Consider the following 16422-nt stretch of genomic DNA (forward strand, 5'->3'; position numbering starts at 1 on the left):
CAACACAAAGAAAACAAGGACAAATAAATTTGATTTCTTGTGGGTGAAATTAACGCACTATTTCAATTTTCCGCTCTTACTCACGGTGATTAACGGCGTTGGCTTCGCAATATAGTATCCTTGAAGCCCATCGAGTAATAGCTGCTCCATGGCCAATTTTTCTTGTTGATTTTCGACGCTGGTCGCAATCACTTTAATCATCAGTTTTCTTGCTATATCAATGATCATTTTCACAAAAAACTGATTATGTGTGTCCGAAATAATACCTCGAGTATAACTACCATCTAACTTGATAAAGTCTGGGCGAACATCTTTAAAAAACTTGAACGAGGTAAAGCCGAGACCAAATCTTTCAATCGATACTCGAGCGCCAACACTATGCACTTCATTGATGAAATGATATGTCGCAGATAAGTTGGTTTGCATCCCCGATTCACTGACTTCAAAAACAAGTCTAGCGGCCAAATGTCGTTGGCGAACCAAAATGTTTTTGAGCCAAGCGACAAAGCTTTCTTGGTTTGCGGATGATGAGCTGATATTGATCCCAAATAGGCCCGTAAGCGAAGGCATATTAATGAGCGTGCTCAGCGTTTTTAATATCACTAGTTTATCAAGTTCTTCACTCATGCCATGGCGCTCTGCCATCGCGATAACCGTGGTAGTGGGTAAGAATTTACCTTGATCGTTGTAAAAGCGAGACAACAGCTCTCGGTAAGACTCAATATTAGTTCGGCAGGGACGAATAGGCTGAGCGTAAAATTTTATCGCTTTCCGTTTTAGAATATCATCGATTGCGATTTTCCAACGGCTATCACCAAACAGTTCATCACCCGACAGCTTCTGCTGTACATGAAAACTATTTGGGCCAAGTGTTTGCGCAATACTGACGGCAGTATCGGCTAATGTCATTAATGACACGGGATCAGAGCCTTGCAGATAAGGGCATAAACCTATGTAGGCGACAGAATCGGTGCCCAAATTTTGTTGGTACTCATCAAAGGCAACTTTAAGCTCCTCGATAATAGTGGTGCCATCTTTTAAGGATATGTCGGGTAATATGAGTGCAAAATCAGCAGTCGATATGCGATAAAAATAAGCATTGGGTGATTTAACTAAAGACTTTCTGATGTGGTTGGCTATGCGTGTTAAATAATCATCACCCGCTTCACGCCCATGTAGCTGGTTGATGACGGCAAGCTCAGTCGCTCTAACGATAGCCAGTACACCTAATTGTTGGCTGTTAGGCAAACATATTTCATTTAACTTTTCAGTGAATTTAGCGCGTGTACCGAAGCCCGTGACTGGGTCCTGAAAGGCGACTCTAGTGAGCTTTTCATGGGCATCATTAAACTCATCCACTTTAGCTTTTAGATTGCTTTGGCATGACTCTAGCACTTTTGCTAATGGAGTGAACTCTCCCTTTAATTTAGATTTTTGAATCGCATGGAAAGTAAAATTGGGTAAGTCATCGATTATTTTGCAACTGTAGCGCAACTTTTTAGCGTGGAGTGCCGCGAGTAACACATTAAAAACACTGATGAGTAGGAAGGTGCCCCAAATTAACAGCAGTTGATATTGAAATCGATTGGATACTGCAGTGAGCTCTTTGTCTATGGCAAGCTTGACCTGTAATCGACCATTAGCGAGTGTTCGGGTTAACGGGATATCAATCTGATATATATTTTTAATAATACTTCTACTTTCAGCAAGTAACTTGCCGTGAGTGAAGCTATTGTCACTGTCATTGGTGTCGATGTATTGGAAGAACTGAAAATTAAAACTCGTCGTCAAATGTTGGTATAACGCCTTGCCATTGCCTTGCCAATTGCTTTGGGTCGCAATACTTGCAGTATATTTTGTGAGTTCTTGCTCGCGACTATGGGCAAAATCAGCTTGATTGATTGAATAGGTAATGAAGGTGAGCCCGCAGAAAACGAACACTAAAAAAAGTTGAGAGTATCTGAAGCTGGTCATAATGAGTCCATTCACAATCATAGAAGACAAAATTGTTCTAAAAAGGTGTATCTCTATGGGTATTATAAACAGGTTTTAGATTGAATATCAGTTGCTTTGTTTGATGAGTGTTTTATTTGAACGATTATTTCTTGATTATCGAGAGGCTTGTTATGGAAAAGCAGAGATTAATTTAGATAAGGTTGGCTCCCCAGACTGGACTCGAACCAGTGACATACGGATTAACAGTCCGCCGTTCTACCAACTGAACTACAGGGGAATCACAGTACTACCTATATCTAACTTATCTTTAAATTGGCTCCCCGGACTGGACTCGAACCAGTGACATACGGATTAACAGTCCGCCGTTCTACCAACTGAACTACAGGGGAATCGCTTTAAATCTAAATCTTAAATAAAATGTTGGCTCCCCGGACTGGACTCGAACCAGTGACATACGGATTAACAGTCCGCCGTTCTACCAACTGAACTACAGGGGAATCGCATTTTACTTCTTTTACGCTGATAAAAATGTGGCTCCCCGGACTGGACTCGAACCAGTGACATACGGATTAACAGTCCGCCGTTCTACCAACTGAACTACAGGGGAATTGCATTTTTACCAATATTTAACGGTGATATAAAAGTGGCTCCCCGGACTGGACTCGAACCAGTGACATACGGATTAACAGTCCGCCGTTCTACCAACTGAACTACAGGGGAATTGCTCTTTTATATTACCAGATAAATATCTGATTAACTTAAACTTTGGCTCCCCAGACTGGACTCGAACCAGTGACATACGGATTAACAGTCCGCCGTTCTACCAGCTGAACTACAGGGGAATCGTTTAAGTTATGTCTCGTTGAAGACGGAGCGCATATTAAATGGCTCTTACTACTGAGTCAACTCGACAATGGAAAAAAAGTGAATTTATGCGGTTAAGTGTTCATCAAATGTGCATCATGGTGATGAATGCACCATATTTGTCATTAACTGAACAGCTAGAACGCAAGTGAATGAGTTAATCGTAGTTTTCGATTACTTTCAAAGTATATAGAGAAAAACAATGCTTCAAACAGAAGAGTACGAGCACTTCATATGTAATAAAATTACAAAATCTTGCTACATAAAGCTTCAGTAGCAGTATTGGTTAAAAGTCCCGCTATAACAAGGCTAGAGTGAGTTATCCACTAAATCTGTGGATAAGCCTGTGGGTTAAGTGAAAAAATCGGTTGCTAAGGCCTATGAATAGGGGCTTGAGCTTAAAATGAGCAATTTTGTCGAGTTTTTTTTTTATTGTTTAAAAACAGACTGATGTAAAAATCAACAGTTAATTTTTTGCCATTCAGAGGGTGTTGCCAAATTGTAACCGCTTATTGTGGTCGAATTGTGAATTAAAGTGCCTGTTCTAGGCCGTTGTAGCCTAATATCCCTTGCTAAGTACTTGATTGTTATCTTGTCACAAACTTTCATATGATTAATCATAAACGGTAATAACATTGGTGTAAGAGCGTTTAGTAAGAAGTACATTCTGCTGAGCGCATTATTTCTAATATAAAGTGATGCTTATAAACTTTGTGGTGGTCGATATTCGTTAGATTGGATTAAAGGTGGAAAACTAGCCCATAAGAGTTGAACTGACCTTAAACGCTCATGATATCAATGCGATTAATGTGAAGGCTATGTACAGGGCTCACTTTGGATAGCCGTATATATAGCAATAACCTCTGCTGTTACCTACATTGTTGAATCTTCTGTATCGGTGATAATTTTACGGTTCATGCCATCTTAGTGTTAAATAGGGTAAAATGCGCCCAAGTAAAATGAGGAAGCATAACCTAGTGTCTGAATCTGTATTTCAATTGGAATCGCAATACCAACCTGCGGGCGATCAACCTACGGCAATTAAACAGCTTGTCGATGGATTAGAGTCTGGGGTTGCCAGTCAAACCTTATTAGGTGTTACTGGCTCAGGAAAAACGTTTACTATCGCCAATGTGATAGAACAAATGTCTCGACCGACTATTATCATGGCACCCAACAAGACACTGGCAGCTCAACTCTATGGTGAGATGAAAGAGTTCTTTCCACATAATGCCGTTGAGTACTTTGTTTCTTACTATGACTATTACCAGCCTGAAGCTTATGTTCCCTCTACCGGTACCTTTATCGAAAAGGATGCCTCGGTCAACGCACACATTGAACAGATGCGTTTGTCAGCAACCAAGGCACTGCTCGAGCGTAAAGACGTAGTCCTCATAGCCTCTGTTTCTGCTATCTACGGCTTGGGTGATCCAAAAGCCTATATGAAAATGTTATTGCACCTTCGAGAAGGAGCGATAATGGAACAGCGCGATATGCTGAAACGACTCAGTGAACTGCAATATAAGCGCAATGATACCGATCTTCAGCGCGGTACTTACCGTGTTCGCGGTGAGGTTATTGACGTATTCCCTGCAGATTCCGATAAACATGCCATTAGAGTAGAGCTTTTTGATGATGAGATTGAGCGACTGAGCCTGTTTGATCCGTTAACGGGGCACATTGTTAAGCGTATTGCCCGTATTACCGTATACCCTAAGAGTCACTATGTTACGCCGCGTGAATCTATACTCGCCGCAACAGAGTACATCAAAGAAGAGTTAAGAGACCGTAAGAAGCAGCTACTGGAACTCAATAAGCTGATTGAAGAGCAACGTATTACCGAGCGCGTGCAATATGATATTGAGATGATGACAGAGCTCGGATATTGCTCGGGGATCGAAAACTACTCACGCTATCTCTCGGGACGAGCTTCGGGCGATGGACCACCAACCTTGCTCGATTACTTACCCAAAGATGGTTTATTAATTATCGATGAGTCTCACGTGACCGTTCCGCAAATTGGGGCGATGTACAAAGGTGACCGTTCTCGCAAGATGAACCTTGTTGAATATGGCTTTCGCTTACCATCAGCACTTGATAATCGTCCGTTAAAATTTGAAGAGTTTGAAGCCTTAATGCCACAGAGCATTTTTGTATCAGCTACGCCGAGTGATTATGAGATTAATAAATCAGACGGTGAAATTGCTCAACAAGTCGTGCGGCCGACGGGCTTGTTGGATCCTGAGATTGAAGTGAGGCCGGTAGGGACTCAGATTGACGATCTACTCTCAGAAATTGCTAAGCGAGTGGCGGTTAACGAACGAGTGCTAGTGACGACATTAACCAAAAGAATGTCTGAAGATTTATCTGAGTATTTAGATGAACATGGAGTCAAAGTCAGATATCTGCATTCGGATATCGATACTGTTGAGCGCGTTGAAATCATCAGAGATCTCAGACTCGGCGTGTTTGATGTGCTGATTGGCATTAACTTACTGCGTGAAGGCTTAGACATGCCTGAAGTGTCATTAGTGTGCATTCTCGATGCAGATAAAGAGGGCTTTTTGCGCTCAGAGCGTTCACTTATCCAAACAATTGGCCGTGCTGCACGTAATGTGAATGGTAAAGTCATTCTTTACGGTGACCGCATAACTAAGTCTATGGATAAAGCGATTACCGAAACCAATCGCCGCAGAGTGATGCAACACCAGTACAACCTTGATAATGGAATTACCCCTAGAGGTGTTATTAAGCGTATTACCGATGTTATGGATGTGGGTGATAGCAAACAGTATGGTAACTCGCGCAAGGTGGCAGAGCAGGGCGCTGACTATCTGGTTAAACCCGCCGATATTAGCCACGAGATTGATAAGCTTGAGAAACAGATGCATGAGCATGCTAAGAATCTTGAATTTGAAGAAGCTGCAGCGGTAAGAGATCGAGTGGGTCAATTGCGAGAGCAGTTTATCAAAGCGTAGCCATGAACCGTGATGATATAGAGAATGAAAAATAGGGACCTAGTCCCTATTTTTTTAACTTCCTAACGGCATATACTGAGGCTAAACAGATAAGACCACTAATCAGTCCGACAAAATGTGCTTCAGTTGCCACTCTCGCGCCGATAAGCGCGGTGACTTCGCTACTGGCACCGTATGTTTGTTCATAGAAAACTTTTAAAATAACCCCTAGCGTAAGCAAGTAACCTGTTTTCAATCCTTTAGTGATATCAAGTACAGCACCATAAACAAATAATCCGTGCAGCATGCCACTGAGGCCGACATAGCCTTTAGTCTCAGGAAAAAACAGTAACAGCCCAATACCTTGCATTAAACTTAAAGCGACGATAATAACCGCGAGCGATTTAGCGCGGTAATGTTGCTCATGTAATAACAGTATCACCCATAAACCGGCCAAGTTCATGACCAAATGCCAGGCGTTGGTGTGCAGAAAGTTCCCGGTTAACAATCGCCAGTATTGGCCATCAAAAATCAGATCACGCCGATAGGCTAAAAGATCATCTAAGCCCAAATAAAAAAGAGCAATGCAAATGATGCTAATAATGGCAGCCACAGCGTAAGGGCTTTTTACCATTGTTGTTATTTGGTGCATTTAACCGCTAATTGCGCTTGAATATCTTTTGGGTTTGCTAAATATTCATCTAAGCCGCGTTGACGTAACAAACACGCAGGACAGGTACCACAACCATCACCTTTAAGGCCGTTATAGCACGTTAAGGTTTGCTGGCGCACTAACTCTAGACTATCGTATTTGTCAGCAAGAGCCCAAGTTTCGGCTTTATCAAGCCACATTAAAGGCGTGCTGATCTCTAATTGTCTATCCATTCCCTGCATCAATGCTGTTTGCATCGACTTGATAAATTCATTTCTACAATCAGGATAACCAGAGAAGTCTGTCTCGCATACGCCAGTAATAATGACGTCAGCATCAAGCTGGTAGGCATAGATCCCCGCAAGGGTCAGAAATAGAATATTACGCCCGGGAACAAAAGTATTTGGGATTGAATTACTATCTTTGTTTTCTTCGATAGGTATATCACGAGTCAATGCACTGACTGTTAGGTCATTGAGTATTCCAACGTCGAGTAATTTATGGCTTATGGCGCCCAACTGTTTAGATAAAGTCTTTGCTATTTCTATCTCTTGACTGTGACGCTGACCATAATCAAAGGTCACAGTGTGGACTTCATCATATTGGGTGAGTGCTTGAATAAGACAGGTAGTAGAATCTTGACCACCACTAAAAACGACAACAGCTTTGGACATAGTAAGGCTTCAATTTATATTTCTAATGAGAACTGACAGTTTAACGCAGCATCGCTCGCTTTTAAACTACTTGCGACTCGGTTAAAAATCCTCTATAAATGCCGCCCTGCTAATCACGAGGTAAATTAGATGAACTATCCAGTCAATGAAGTGTTTGAAACAATACAAGGCGAAGGCTATTTTACCGGTGTGCCTGCTATCTTTGTCAGGCTTCAAGGTTGTCCTGTTGGCTGCGCATGGTGTGATACCAAACATACTTGGGAGTTAGTGGAGAGTAATCGGGTTAAGCCTGAATTAGTTATCCAAGTTGACGGCACAATAGGTCGCTGGTCTGAGCTTTCAAGTGAACAGCTTGTCAGTGCTTTTAAGCAGAAAGGCTTTACAGCAAAACATATCGTGATTACTGGTGGTGAGCCATGTCTATATGACTTATCAGAATTGACCGCATATTTGCATGACAATGGTTATCAAACACAGATAGAAACCAGTGGTACATTCGACGTTCTATGCGACAGTGATACCTGGGTGACAGTCTCACCTAAAATTAATATGAAAGGCGGTTATAAGGTCTTAGCGCAAGCACTTGAGCGCGCGAATGAGATAAAGCACCCTGTTGCGACCAACAACCACATTGAAGAGCTTGACCAACTGTTGGCTGATATCGACTTAACGGGTAAAACCGTATGCCTGCAACCGATTAGCCAAAAGCCAAGAGCAACTGAACTGGCGATGAAAACCTGTATTGAGCGTAATTGGCGTTTATCGATACAGACCCATAAATACTTAAATATTGATTAGTCAGTAATATACTAATAAAGGTATAGCAAAAAGCCCTAGTGAGAGTGATTTCACTAGGGCTTTTTAGATCTTGTTTACAGACTATGTTTTAGAGGGGCAATCTAGCACGCTAGTCATACTAAATTGCTTCAGAGCGTCATTATAAGGTGTTAAGTCACCAATGTTAGCTTGCACCCACTCAGGACTGTAATAAGTATCTAGGTAGCGCTCACCAGAGTCACAGATAAGAGTAACGATAGAACCTGTTTGTCCCTTCTTAGCCATTTCAGAGGCTAACTGCAATACGCCATACAGGTTAGTGCCGGTTGATGGACCCGTTTTGCGACCAATGATGCTCTCTAGCCAATAGATGGTCGCTATAGATGCTGGATCAGGGATTTTACGCATTTCATCAACTACACCAGGGATGAAAGAGGGTTCCACTCTTGGTCGGCCTATACCTTCTATCTTACTGCCGTTAACACAAGTAATTTTTTTATCGCCATTGTTGAAATAGTCGAAGAAAACTGAGTTTTCAGGATCGACAACACAAAGTTTAGTGGCTAACCGTTGGTAGCGGATATAGCGTCCTATTGTTGCTGAGGTGCCACCCGTGCCAGGGCTCATCACTATCCAAGTAGGAATTGAATGTTGCTCTTTTTCCATCTGGTTAAAAATAGCGTTGGCAATATTATTGTTGCCGCGCCAATCAGTCGCACGCTCTGCGTAAGTAAACTGGTCCATATAATGGCCATCAAGCTCTTGCGCTAGTCGTTCTGATTCGGCATAGATTTTACTTGAGTGGTCAACGAAATGGCATTGTCCTCCGTAGAATTCAATTTGCTGAATTTTTGTCTTAGCGGTACTACTTGGCATGACTGCGATAAAGGGCAGTCCAAGTAAACGAGCAAAGTAGGCTTCTGATACCGCGGTACTGCCCGAAGATGATTCTATCACCGTGGTGTTCTCTTTTATCCAGCCATTACATAAAGCGTAAAGAAAAAGAGAGCGGGCCAGACGGTGCTTTAAACTACCAGTTGGGTGGGTACTTTCATCTTTCAGATAAATATCTATTCCGCTCAAACTCGGTGTTTCGAGTTTGATGAGATGAGTGTCAGCACTTCGTTGAAAGTCAGCCTCAATTTTTTCGATGGCTTGATTTACCCAATAATTGGTCACGTTAAGGCCTTAGCTGGTAGTAACAAAGCTAAATCATAGTGAAATTGATCAGGGATTGGTAGTAGAAACGGTAGATAAAAATCAGAAATGAGGTTTGGCAACGTTAAGTAAGCTAATGATTAACCTTGATTTTACAACTTTGATAGTTTTAAATTATGAGATGGATATCATAGGATTAAATGAATTTGATCTTTGGCTAGAGAAGTAAGAAGTGGTGGAGGGAGAAGGATTCGAACCTTCGAAGGCTGAGCCGTCAGATTTACAGTCTGATCCCTTTGGCCACTCGGGAACCCCTCCACATTTTTCTTACTTTCATTCTGTCCACAATATTGGCCTACTGTGGTTAACTCTTAACTCTTTAAAGTAAAGTGGTGGAGGGAGAAGGATTCGAACCTTCGAAGGCTGAGCCGTCAGATTTACAGTCTGATCCCTTTGGCCACTCGGGAACCCCTCCACATTTTACTTTAATCTTACCCACAATATTGGCCTACTGCGGTTAACACTTAACACTTAACACTTAACACAAATCGTAAATAGAAATGGTGGAGGGAGAAGGATTCGAACCTTCGAAGGCTGAGCCGTCAGATTTACAGTCTGATCCCTTTGGCCACTCGGGAACCCCTCCACGAATATCTTTCTACTAACTAATTGTGCGCAAATGGTGGAGGGAGAAGGATTCGAACCTTCGAAGGCTGAGCCGTCAGATTTACAGTCTGATCCCTTTGGCCACTCGGGAACCCCTCCTCAATTGCGGCGGCAATAGTAGTCAGATTTTTTTCCTGTGTAAAGCTTAAATTTGAAATAATGTCTAAAGTATTTGGTTAAGTGGTCGATTAACTATCAACAGGTTGTTTTGTAGGTTTTTTTTTATGCTAATCGAGTGTTATGCAAGCAGTTAACCCTTTAGTTAATGAATTACAGTTAGGCTCACGTCTTAACAGTGCTGTCGAGTCGAATCGTCGTGGTGAGTTTGCTTTATTGCTTTCTTTGCTATCTGCCGATGCTAGCGATATGGCACAGTTCCAAACACCTGAGTTTAAACAGGTAGATTTACGCGCTAAATTCAACTTAGGCGAAAGCCAGCCGTTGATAAACCTACTTAACAGTGACACCCACATTACCAATAACAGTTCTTCATTCCAAAGTGGTGGCACAACTTCCTTTAGACTCGCCAATGCTATTCATGAAGAAGCGCTGGTTATTCGGCGTAAAGAACCGCTAGAGATGGAAGAGGTTATTGCAAACTGCGAGCTCAACACACGCCTTCGTTATCAAAACATACCCACAGAACAGCCCGTAAAACTGAACCATTTTGTAGATCAACTGGTTATGCAACGTCAAATGAGTGAATTAATTGCTCAAGTTTGAGAATGATCCCTTTGTCGCACGTTAAGCTGATATATAATCTGAACATATATCTTGTGTAGGAAAGAGGCTTAACATGAAAAATATTCAAAAGGCACAATCTGATCTAGTTAATGACACGTGTAATGATTGTGGTAGCTTTGTTGACGTTGGTGCAGTGATCGATGAACATGACACGGTATTAGAATTAGCGTTTTCTAGCGAAGATGCAGCTAAAGTCGTTGCAGAGAAAGCAACCAAACGTTTTGTTGATGTTGGTAGCGAAATATCAATAACGGGTAATGATGTTAATTTGGTGCTAACCTTCTCATTTAGTGCAGAAAAGATGATTTTTCAATTAGAGAATAGTTTGTAAGCAATAACGGTATGTCTTGCTGGTATCACTGTTTTTCGGTATCTTCTTTGCTATAAAAATTAGTCGCAAGTATGAAGCTAATTTCTCCGACCATTTGGTGAACCCTTTGTTTGCCTTGCTTTAGGATATCGAGTGAAGAAACATAGATACCAGAAACTTTTAGAACAGATTGTTAACTCAGAGGCAAAGCAAGTAGGCGACTTTCACGCCACGGCTAAAATGTCTACGGAGTTACTTTTTGAACAGCTCGAGGTCTCTCGAGTTGTTATTTCTGGTTTAAGTGAACTCACTAATACGTTAGAAACGGTATACACCGAACCTGCTATTGCGCTAAATGTCGCCCTCCAATCTCGCCCTCAACCATTAGCTTGCCCTATCTTTGTTGAAGAACTTAGAGTGAACAGACATGTTGCTTCCGACCACTGTGTTGAAGATTGTCGCCTTATAGAGCTCAATGGCTATTATCAGCAACACGACGTCAAAGCCGCTTTAGAAGTTGCAATAAGGATCAATGGTCACTTAGAAGGTGTATTGAGCTTAGAGCGTCATACAGGAACTCCTGCCTGGCAAGACTCAGAGATCCAATTAGCCTCTCAAGTCGCCGACCAACTCGCGCTCACATTGGCAACCCAATACTCTTATGATAAAGATGAGCGCTTAAAGCTATTTTTGTCTGCAACCGAGCAGTCTGACCAGATTATGATGGTGGTGAACCTTTCGTCAGCCTGTATCGAATACGTCAATCATGCCCATTTTGAGCTGACTCACATCCCCAAAGATCAAATCATTGGGCGTCCTGTTCAGGCGCTAGATTTTTTTAAACAGTTCCCTCAAAAAGCAGAGAGTGTGCTTGCAAAAGCACGGGCTGGAGAAAGCTCTGAAGAGGAGATGAAACTCGTTCGTCGTGATGGTTCAGATTATTGGGTTCGGCTCAGCGTAAAGCGGTTTATCTCAGAAAGAGGCAATCACTTTGCGTTAATTAATGCAGACAACTGTACCGAACAGCACCTTCATCAGAGCGAATTAGAAAGGTTGGCGTGGCGCTGTACTTTAACCGGCTTATATAATCGTACTCATTTTAGCTGCGTATTAGATAAGGCCAAAGAGGGTCACCTAGTACTCATCGATCTGCGTGGTTTCAAACGTTTTAATGATACCTATGGTCATGCTAATGGCGATTTGATGCTGATTGAAGTCGCTAGGCGAATTCGACACTTCGCCGATATTAACCATATTACAGAGATTGCGCGTATTGGCAGTGATGAGTTTGCTGTGTTAATCGCTGATTCGTGTGATGTTAACGTCATTAACGCCTTAATTGAACGTCTATATCGTCAAGTAGAGCTCCCCGTCAGTATCGGTACCGAGCAGATAGAACCCAAACCCGCCTTAGCCTCTGTTGATATCGCCTCGATTGAACAACTTTTTCCGGCACTGACTTGCGCTGATATTGCTTTGCAGTATGCAAAAAATAAGCAAGGCGATGCCATTCAAGTCTTTAACTCTGCATTACTTAATGCATTTAAAGAGGATGCTCAAATAGAGAGAGATTTAGCGGTGGCAATAAAAGGTCGCCAGTTTGAACTTTACTATCAACCGTTAAAAGATTTGCAGAAACAAACTTACATCGGTGCAGAAGCACTTATTCGATGGCATCACCCTAAAAAAGGCGTGTTGTATCCAGGTGCTTTTATTGATATTGCAGAACAAACGGGGCTTATCACCGATATAGGGGCATGGGTTTTAGAAGCGGCATGTAAACAGCTAAATTTATGGCAGCATCGTCAAATAGATATTTCAATGCACGTCAATGTCTCTGCGAGACAGTTTTTTAGCGGGACGTTGTTTGAGCAGGTTTGGGAACTAATTGGCCGTTATAAGTTGACTCCACAGAGTTTAATTCTGGAAATTACAGAGACAGAATTGATGGAAGATATTCGTTTAGCCACCAATTTATGCAATGAGTTAGCAGAGTTGGGTGTCGGTTTAGCCATAGACGATTTTGGTACAGGCTACAGTTCAATGCGGTATTTGAAACAGTTCCCCATTAGTAAGCTTAAGATCGACCGCTCATTTATCTCGGATCTAAGCGTCAGCCATGAAAGCCGAGAAATTGTTAGCGCGATTATTGCAATGGCGTCTGCGCTAAATATTTCTCTTACTGCAGAAGGTGTTGAGACAAAAGAACAGGAGCTTTTCTTAGCTGAGCACCATTGTCACCAAGCACAAGGCTTTTTATACAGCCCAGCGTTAAGAGTCTCTGAGTTTGGCGATTTTTTAGCTAAATCGACCTTGGTACATTAAGTACTCCATATTTCCACGCTGTGTGACAATATTTCATTCTAAATGTCCCCATTATTAATATCCCAATTTTGAGGAGGTTATAAGCAGCACTGCTTAAACTTCTTACCGCTACCGCAGACACACAACGCATTTCGTTTGGGATACACAGGATCTTGTTGTAGGCCCTCAGTGTAATACCAGCGACCGTCTTCTTTTATAAAATCTGAACATTCATGTATTGCATCCAGCTTGTTGTCGTCAAGAAACCAAGCTTGGAAGCTAACTTTACCTTGGTGACCCAGTTCTGAAAACGAAATAATATCTAACGTTAACCAATTAGGTTGCGGGCCATCACTTAATGCTTGCTGTGTTAAGCCCGATAGGTAGTTTTTATGGTGAGTGTCGATGAGGTAAGGAAAGTGCCCCAAATAAAAAGCACAAAAACGTGAACGCATAAGCTGTTCAGGGCTTAGTGCTGCTTTGACACCTAAATGCAGTGGTTGGCAACAGTGACTATAGGTCTTACTTGAGCAGCAAGGGCAGGGACTCTCGGGATCAATGTTCTGGTTCATCATGAGTTTTGGGTTTTATATTGCTGTTTAACGCTGAAAATTGACGTCCATAATAAAGGTTTGAAGTGGGTTTAGCATTAAAATAAAACGAGGCTTCAGCACGATTATTAGTGTCTACCGTTAAGTACCATTTGCCGTTCTCTTTCTTTTGAGACACGGTAACAAATTTCCCCGCAAATTCGCTAACAGGCTCACCGGCATCGATTGAAGGGTGAAAACGAATAAGGTAGTAGCCGATATCCGTTGCACTCGTGCCTTCAAGGTTTCTTTCGATCACTCTGAAGTCCACTTCAATTTTGGCATTTTTATGTTTGATTTTGCCAAAAAATGTTTTATAAAGCGCAACAATATTGTCTCGCCCAAGGGTAATTTCTTCGCCTTGGCTTTCAGGGATATAGCAGGCATCTTCCGAATAAATTGATTGGATCCTACTGATATCCAATTCGTCAAATGCTTCGTTAAAATGAGTATAAAGTTCGTTTAACGCTTCGTTATCATTAGCGAAAGCTAAATGCATAGCGGCGAGGTACAGACATACTGTTAACGCCAAACGATTTGCTGCTTTTTTAAACATGTATTACTTCAAAAAAATAATTCCTAGTATCACTATAATAGACACCTTAATTGAACTAAAGAATTAGATCTTTACAAGATGTGTAAAAATAGCGGTTTGTTCATTATTTAAGCCGCCAAGTCGACTCTTTGGCATATTTTTAAAGGCGATACCCAGATTACTTCAACATGCTGGCGCAATTGACGAGTTTGAACTTTGTCACTTATCAACATGCTAAATGCTGCATTTCGAGGAGTTTTGGAAATGAGTAAGATATAAAAAAGCCATTCTTCCCCTAGAGAAAAATGGCTTTTAGATACTCGGTTAAGACGAGTATGTTAACGTGACTTCAGTTTTACCAACCGCATTGACGATTAGCCGTTTTGTTTTGTTGGTCTAACCATGTTTGCAGTGGAGCAAAATAATCAAGTACGGCTTTGGCATCCATCTCTTTAGTGCCTGTCACCGCCTCCAACGCTTCTGGCCAAGGTTTGCTTTGTCCCATCTCGAGCATGGTATTAAGCTTAGCGCCGGCTTCTTTATTACCATATATACTGCAACGGTGAACTGGTCCGGTATCGCCTGCAATTTCACAGAGTGATTTATGGAACTGGAATTGAAGTATATGGGCTAAGAAATAGCGTGTGTAAGGCACATTTCCTGGCACGTGGTATTTAGCGCCGGGGTCAAAGTCGTTTTCAGTGCGCGCGATAGGCGCTTTTACACCTTGATATTTTTCGCGTAAATCCCACCACGCTTGGTTATATTGCTCAGGTGTGATCTCACCACTAAATACTTTCCAACGCCATTGATCGATCATTAATCCGAATGGCAGAAAAGCAACTTTATCTAACGCTTGCTTTAGGAGTAAACCGATATCCTTTGATGCATCAGGGACTTCGTCGAGCAGACCAATTTGTTTTAAATAATTTGGTGTGATCGACAGCGCTATCGTGTCACCGATTGCTTCATGGAAGCCATCGTTTGCGCTATTTTTAAAGATAAATGGCTGTTCTTTGTAAGCGCGCTGATAGAAATTGTGTCCCAGCTCATGGTGAATGACCGTAAAGTCTTCGGCTGTTTTTTGAATACACATTTTTATGCGTAAATCGTCGAGGTTATCCAGATCCCAGGCTGAGGCATGGCAAACAACGTCACGATCTTCAGGTTGAACAAAGAGAGAACGTTCCCAAAAGGTATCGGGTAACGCATCAAAGCCTAACGAGGTAAAAAAGCTTTCGGCTTGTTTTACCATCTTTACTTCATCGTAATTATGTTTTGCGAGTAGCTCTGTGACGTTGTAGCCAGGATCTGCATCTTGTGGTGCAACTTGATCATAAACATTGCCCCAACTTTGTGCCCACATGTTACCTAAAAGGTGAGCGGGTATTGGGCCAGATGCTGGCGCTACAGATTCCCCATACTGTTCGTTTAACTCACCACGGACATAACAATGCAAAGAGTCATAAAGTGGCTTAACTTGCCCCCAAAGTCGGTCTAACTCATTTGAAAACGCGTCAGGCTTCATATCATATTGGCTGCGCCATAATTCAGAAAGATTTGCATAACCAAGATCTTGTGCACCTTCGTTTGCAAGTTCCACTTCTCTTTCAAACAGAGGACGCATTGGTTTTGCTATTTCACGCCAGCCTTGCCAAACTTCAAGTAACTCAGCAGGGTCTTTTGACTCAGCCATAATCGCCGATAGCTCCGGCTGGGTTAAACAGCGTCCATCTTCAAAGCAATATTTCCCCTTACCGTATAGACCGTTCAATTCGGCACTGATGTTAGCCAGCTCAGTATTCTTTGCGGGATCTAAAGGTGCAGGGAGGACGATAGAACTACGTAAAATATTTAACTTTCTTTTATCGGCATTGTTTAGTGGTAGGTCAGCGTATTGAGCGGATTGAGTCGCAAGCTTAACAGATGTACCTGTGTACTTTTCTGAGATACTCGCTGATAGGGCTGCTGTGTCTTCGGTGATGAAGTTACTGTAAATCCACTCTGAACGATTGATCTCTATCGATAAGTCAGCCATTTGAGCTTCAGCATCTGCAATGAACTTTTGCGCTTCAATCGTTTTATCAACCGTTTGAGTGCTGACGGCTGCTGTTTCATTACATGCCGTTGCGCCGAGTGAAATGGCAATCAAAGCGGATAACTTAGAAACCTTAGTAAAGGTCATGTTCATCTGTCAAAATCCTTTGTTATTTTTGTGTTGCTTATTTTACTTAT

13 protein-coding genes and 10 tRNA genes are annotated in these 16422 nt (G+C 42.0%); 6 read left to right on the top strand and 17 right to left on the bottom strand.

From position 1 onward, the window contains the following. Positions 1–57 precede the first annotated feature (57 nt). From CXF86_RS13355 to CXF86_RS13385, 7 genes are all read right to left on the bottom strand, one after another. The gene (locus CXF86_RS13355; protein WP_102039204.1) at positions 58–1974 is read right to left on the bottom strand and encodes an EAL domain-containing protein; all 1917 of its coding nucleotides are present in this window, start codon (positions 1972–1974) and stop codon (positions 58–60) included. Between the two features lie 183 nt (positions 1975–2157). Further along, positions 2158–2233: transfer RNA gene (locus CXF86_RS13360), tRNA-Asn, on the bottom strand. A gap of 36 nt (positions 2234–2269) precedes the next feature. After that, a tRNA-Asn gene (locus CXF86_RS13365) sits at positions 2270–2345 on the bottom strand. A 32-nt stretch (positions 2346–2377) separates the two neighbouring features. Further along, a tRNA-Asn gene (locus CXF86_RS13370) sits at positions 2378–2453 on the bottom strand. A 34-nt stretch (positions 2454–2487) separates the two neighbouring features. Next, a tRNA-Asn gene (locus CXF86_RS13375) sits at positions 2488–2563 on the bottom strand. A gap of 37 nt (positions 2564–2600) precedes the next feature. Further along, positions 2601–2676 (bottom strand) — tRNA-Asn (locus CXF86_RS13380). A gap of 46 nt (positions 2677–2722) precedes the next feature. Beyond that, a tRNA-Asn gene (locus CXF86_RS13385) sits at positions 2723–2798 on the bottom strand. Between the two features lie 42 nt (positions 2799–2840). Between CXF86_RS13385 and CXF86_RS23080 the strand changes: the two genes are divergently transcribed. Together CXF86_RS23080 and uvrB are read left to right on the top strand one after the other, a co-directional pair. After that, on the top strand, positions 2841–2972 hold the full coding sequence (locus tag CXF86_RS23080) for a hypothetical protein (protein ID WP_257985351.1): 132 nt from the start codon (positions 2841–2843) through the stop codon (positions 2970–2972). An 825-nt stretch (positions 2973–3797) separates the two neighbouring features. Beyond that, positions 3798–5798 carry an excinuclease ABC subunit UvrB gene (gene uvrB, locus CXF86_RS13390; protein WP_101092097.1) on the top strand — a complete coding sequence of 667 codons (2001 nt, stop codon included), beginning with the start codon at positions 3798–3800 and terminating at the stop codon, positions 5796–5798. 46 nt (positions 5799–5844) lie between these two features. Here uvrB and rrtA read toward each other — a convergent pair whose 3' ends face one another. Next, positions 5845–6411, bottom strand: coding sequence for a rhombosortase (gene rrtA / locus CXF86_RS13395; RefSeq protein ID WP_101092098.1), 567 nt, complete (start codon positions 6409–6411; stop codon positions 5845–5847). Between the two features lie 5 nt (positions 6412–6416). Next, complete coding sequence (queC, locus tag CXF86_RS13400) at positions 6417–7103, bottom strand: 7-cyano-7-deazaguanine synthase QueC (RefSeq protein ID WP_101092058.1); 687 nt, start codon at positions 7101–7103, stop codon at positions 6417–6419. Positions 7104–7232: 129 nt separating this feature from the next. On the opposite strand from queC, the gene queE reads away from it, so the two are divergent. Further along, positions 7233–7901 carry a 7-carboxy-7-deazaguanine synthase QueE gene (gene queE / locus CXF86_RS13405; RefSeq protein ID WP_102039205.1) on the top strand — a complete coding sequence of 223 codons (669 nt, stop codon included), beginning with the start codon at positions 7233–7235 and terminating at the stop codon, positions 7899–7901. 81 nt (positions 7902–7982) lie between these two features. On the opposite strand, the gene CXF86_RS13410 is transcribed toward queE, so the two are convergent. The 5 genes from CXF86_RS13410 to CXF86_RS13430 all read right to left on the bottom strand — a co-directional run bounded on the left by CXF86_RS13410 (position 7983) and on the right by CXF86_RS13430 (position 9803). Further along, positions 7983–9059 carry a PLP-dependent cysteine synthase family protein gene (locus tag CXF86_RS13410; RefSeq protein ID WP_101092060.1) on the bottom strand — a complete coding sequence of 359 codons (1077 nt, stop codon included), beginning with the start codon at positions 9057–9059 and terminating at the stop codon, positions 7983–7985. Between the two features lie 212 nt (positions 9060–9271). Continuing rightward, a tRNA-Tyr gene (locus tag CXF86_RS13415) sits at positions 9272–9356 on the bottom strand. A gap of 72 nt (positions 9357–9428) precedes the next feature. Then, positions 9429–9513, bottom strand: a tRNA-Tyr gene (locus CXF86_RS13420). Between the two features lie 86 nt (positions 9514–9599). Then, positions 9600–9684 (bottom strand) — tRNA-Tyr (locus tag CXF86_RS13425). Positions 9685–9718: 34 nt separating this feature from the next. Next, positions 9719–9803, bottom strand: a tRNA-Tyr gene (locus CXF86_RS13430). Positions 9804–9944: 141 nt separating this feature from the next. On the opposite strand from CXF86_RS13430, the gene CXF86_RS13435 reads away from it, so the two are divergent. The 3 genes from CXF86_RS13435 (at position 9945) to CXF86_RS13445 (ending at position 13083) form a co-directional block, all read left to right on the top strand. Continuing rightward, positions 9945–10427: a VC2046/SO_2500 family protein gene (locus tag CXF86_RS13435; RefSeq protein ID WP_102039206.1), complete on the top strand. Its 483-nt coding sequence runs from the start codon at positions 9945–9947 to the stop codon at positions 10425–10427. A gap of 73 nt (positions 10428–10500) precedes the next feature. Beyond that, positions 10501–10779, top strand: a complete 279-nt coding sequence (locus tag CXF86_RS13440; protein ID WP_102039207.1) for a DUF406 family protein — start codon at positions 10501–10503, stop codon at positions 10777–10779. A 132-nt stretch (positions 10780–10911) separates the two neighbouring features. After that, positions 10912–13083 carry a putative bifunctional diguanylate cyclase/phosphodiesterase gene (locus tag CXF86_RS13445; protein WP_101092063.1) on the top strand — a complete coding sequence of 724 codons (2172 nt, stop codon included), beginning with the start codon at positions 10912–10914 and terminating at the stop codon, positions 13081–13083. Between the two features lie 77 nt (positions 13084–13160). Here CXF86_RS13445 and CXF86_RS13450 read toward each other — a convergent pair whose 3' ends face one another. The 3 genes from CXF86_RS13450 to CXF86_RS13460 all read right to left on the bottom strand — a co-directional run bounded on the left by CXF86_RS13450 (position 13161) and on the right by CXF86_RS13460 (position 16378). After that, positions 13161–13622, bottom strand: a complete 462-nt coding sequence (locus CXF86_RS13450) for a YchJ family protein (RefSeq protein WP_374702339.1) — start codon at positions 13620–13622, stop codon at positions 13161–13163. Then, on the bottom strand, positions 13618–14208 hold the full coding sequence (locus CXF86_RS13455) for a YybH family protein (RefSeq protein WP_102039208.1): 591 nt from the start codon (positions 14206–14208) through the stop codon (positions 13618–13620). Before CXF86_RS13455 ends, CXF86_RS13450 begins: the two co-directional genes overlap by 5 nt. Positions 14209–14542: 334 nt before the next feature. Continuing rightward, positions 14543–16378 carry a M2 family metallopeptidase gene (locus CXF86_RS13460; protein WP_102039209.1) on the bottom strand — a complete coding sequence of 612 codons (1836 nt, stop codon included), beginning with the start codon at positions 16376–16378 and terminating at the stop codon, positions 14543–14545. Positions 16379–16422: the final 44 nt, after the last annotated feature.

The organism is Shewanella sp. GutCb, assembly GCF_002836135.1.
In the GTDB taxonomy this organism is placed as follows: domain Bacteria; phylum Pseudomonadota; class Gammaproteobacteria; order Enterobacterales; family Shewanellaceae; genus Shewanella.

Bases quoted from the DNA above. Each gene is read 5' to 3' on its own strand.
- CXF86_RS13355 (WP_102039204.1), bottom strand. From the start codon at position 1,974: ATGACCAGCTTCAGATACTCTCAACTTTTTTTAGTGTTCGTTTTCTGC.
- CXF86_RS23080 (WP_257985351.1), top strand. From the start codon at position 2,841: ATGGCTCTTACTACTGAGTCAACTCGACAATGGAAAAAAAGTGAATTT.
- rrtA (WP_101092098.1), bottom strand. From the start codon at position 6,411: ATGGTAAAAAGCCCTTACGCTGTGGCTGCCATTATTAGCATCATTTGC.
- queC (WP_101092058.1), bottom strand. From the start codon at position 7,103: ATGTCCAAAGCTGTTGTCGTTTTTAGTGGTGGTCAAGATTCTACTACC.
- queE (WP_102039205.1), top strand. From the start codon at position 7,233: ATGAACTATCCAGTCAATGAAGTGTTTGAAACAATACAAGGCGAAGGC.
- CXF86_RS13435 (WP_102039206.1), top strand. From the start codon at position 9,945: ATGCAAGCAGTTAACCCTTTAGTTAATGAATTACAGTTAGGCTCACGT.
- CXF86_RS13440 (WP_102039207.1), top strand. From the start codon at position 10,501: ATGAAAAATATTCAAAAGGCACAATCTGATCTAGTTAATGACACGTGT.
- CXF86_RS13455 (WP_102039208.1), bottom strand. From the start codon at position 14,208: ATGTTTAAAAAAGCAGCAAATCGTTTGGCGTTAACAGTATGTCTGTAC.
- CXF86_RS13460 (WP_102039209.1), bottom strand. From the start codon at position 16,378: ATGAACATGACCTTTACTAAGGTTTCTAAGTTATCCGCTTTGATTGCC.